1 protein-coding gene is annotated in these 1375 nt (G+C 45.1%); it reads left to right on the top strand.

What is annotated here, in order from left to right:
• The first annotated feature begins 89 nt into the window (after positions 1-89).
• The gene (locus F0261_RS19710; RefSeq protein WP_014978185.1) at positions 90-1115 is read left to right on the top strand and encodes an IS110 family transposase; all 1026 of its coding nucleotides are present in this window, start codon (positions 90-92) and stop codon (positions 1113-1115) included.
• Positions 1116-1375: the final 260 nt, after the last annotated feature.

The raw sequence follows: 1375 nt of genomic DNA, 5'->3' as shown, positions 1-1375 counted from the left end.
AACGATGGAATGGTCTCCCCCCTCAAACGGCATCGCAATGTGCCAAACTTGGAATTGAACAATCAAGTTAACAAGGTGAGGAGACCCAAATGGATATTACAACGATTGGGCTGGATTTAGCAAAAAGTGTGAGTCATGTGGTGTGCTGTAATCAGGCAGGCAAGATTGTGCGAAAAAAAATGTTGAGACGAACTCAGATACTGCATTTTTTTAGTGAGCTACCACCCTGTTTGGTGGGGGTTGAGTCATGTGCCAGTGCGCATTATTGGGCAAGAGAAATAGCGAAGTATGGGCATCAGGTAAAACAAATCGCACCACAGCATGTAAAAGCGTATGTGCGAGGTAATAAGACGGACTTTAATGATGCGCTGGCGATAGCAGAAGCGGTAGTGCGCCCCGAGATGCGGTTTGTGCGAACGAAAACGCAAACCCAACAAGATATTCAGGCATTACACGTGATGCGTAAGAAATGTGAGCGGGATAGAACCGCCAACAGTAATGAAATACGGGGATTGCTCAATGAGTACGGAATAATTCTTCCGGTGGGCATAAGTCATGTCTATAAATCACTGCCTAAATTATTTGACCGGCAGGTGGAAAATGGTTTGAGTGAATTGTTCAAAGAACTGTTAGAGCGACACTATCAAAAGCTTGTAGAGCTGGATGAGCACCTGGACTGGTATACAAAGAAAATTAAACAACTAAGCCAACACGAAGCTTGTAGACGGCTACAAAGTATTCCCGGAGTTGGTCCAATTATAGCCAGTGCGCTTTATCAACATATCGGCAATGGCAGTGAGTTTAAGAATGGTCGGGCAGTTTCAGCATCACTGGGGCTGGTACCCAAACAACATAGCTCAGGGGGCAAGCATAATTTACAAGGGATTAGTAAGCGTGGAGATAGCTATCTAAGAACCTTACTCATTCATGGTGCCAGGGCTGTCATGCGAGTGAGTAAACATAAAGAGACGCCATTGTCTCAATGGATAAAGCGAATAGAGCAAACGCGGGGGAGAAACAAAGCCGCGGTTGCACTGGCTAACAAGTTGGCCCGAATAGCTTGGGCACTATTAGCACAAGGTGGCGATTATCAGCCTGAGTTGACAACCGCTTAAGTTGATAATGAACCAGTTCACTCCCAAGGATTGCTGAATAAACATAACGTGATGACAATACGGTTAAACCGACATATCGAAAACCTGATAGGGCCTGTGGATTTTAATCCGTGTCAACGATAAGGACGATATGGGCGAAGTTCATCGAGGCTCGAAGTGAAAATACTTCAACGAGAAGCCGGATATACGGACGCAAACCATTTTAGTCAAAACAGCATGTTTACTCTTGCAATAATGGGGGAGACCATATACAGGCCCTA

It is taken from the genome of Alteromonas sp. 07-89-2 (assembly GCF_013113925.1).
GTDB classification, from domain to species: domain Bacteria; phylum Pseudomonadota; class Gammaproteobacteria; order Enterobacterales; family Alteromonadaceae; genus Alteromonas; species Alteromonas macleodii.
The sequence above is the reverse complement of the archived record's forward strand: the minus strand, read 5'-3'. Positions and strand labels throughout refer to the sequence as shown.